The sequence below is a fragment of the Catenibacterium sp. AM22-6LB genome (assembly GCF_003435615.1).
Classification (GTDB): Bacteria; Bacillota_I; Bacilli_A; order Erysipelotrichales; family Coprobacillaceae; genus Catenibacterium; species Catenibacterium mitsuoka_A.
The window spans coordinates 1-403 of sequence record NZ_QTUM01000018.1 but is presented as its reverse complement, the minus strand read 5'-3'; the positions used below and the strand labels follow the sequence as shown (position 1 = coordinate 403).

The 403-nt window shown below is 46.4% G+C and carries 3 tRNA genes; all 3 read right to left on the bottom strand.

What is annotated here, in order from left to right:
* Nucleotides 1-31: 31 nt before the first annotated feature.
* Nucleotides 32-107, bottom strand: a tRNA-Val gene (locus DW269_RS05470).
* A 5-nt stretch (nt 108-112) separates the two neighbouring features.
* A tRNA-Glu gene (locus tag DW269_RS05465) sits at nt 113-188 on the bottom strand.
* Between the two features lie 2 nt (nt 189-190).
* Nucleotides 191-265: transfer RNA gene (locus DW269_RS05460), tRNA-Asn, on the bottom strand.
* Nucleotides 266-403 lie beyond the last annotated feature (138 nt).

Below are 403 nucleotides of genomic sequence, written 5' to 3'. Positions count from 1 at the left end.
CTCTACCAGTTGAGCTAAGTCGGCAAAAAAATGGTGGAGGTTAACGGGCTCGAACCGCTGACCCTCTGCTTGTAAGGCAGATGCTCTCCCAACTGAGCTAAACCTCCATATATGGTGACCGGTACGGGATTCGAACCCGTGAATGCATGCGTGAAAGGCATGTGAGTTAACCGTTTCTCCAACCGGCCACTGGCGCTTGAAGAGGGATTTGAACCCCCGACCGATCGGTTAACAGCCGATTGCTCTACCGCTGAGCTATTCAAGCACTTCAGAATGCTTGTTTATATTACCATGCAGATACACCTTTTGCAACCCTTTTTTTGAAAAAAATGCATTTTTTTGTGTTCCTCAATTGTAAAATGAAACTGGAATTAAGGAATTGGGATAAAGGGGCATGCCCCTT